This window comes from Soonwooa sp. T0.1_25, assembly GCF_057652215.1.
The window spans coordinates 1-305 of sequence record NZ_JBYFBZ010000079.1; the positions used below are offsets into that span (position 1 = coordinate 1).

At 33.8% G+C, this 305-nt stretch carries 1 pseudogene; it reads left to right on the plus strand.

Going from position 1 to position 305, the window contains the following annotated elements:
- Positions 1-247 precede the first annotated feature (247 nt).
- Positions 248-305, plus strand: a pseudogene (locus AC23MB_RS14420) (DUF6496 domain-containing protein); the annotation flags it as partial.

Below are 305 nucleotides of genomic sequence, written 5' to 3' on the forward strand. Positions count from 1 at the left end.
TATTGTCAGAATCTGATCCTTTAATCTCTGAAGAAGGCGTTTTTGTCATTGATAAAAAAGGAGAAATCCAGAAAGTAACTTCAAGAGAACGTGTGCGTTATTTGATTCATACGAAAGTTTACGAACTTGGCGTTTTAATTCCTAAATCTTAGAAAAAATGACAACTCGAAAATATTCCAAAAAAGCTCAAGAGAAAATTGGTGAGGTGATTCACGAGTTTAAAGAATGAAAATTAAAATCTAGCTCTTGCAAAAAAGTAACTAATAGACAACAAGCGATTGCTATTGGCATATCGGAGGCTCGTG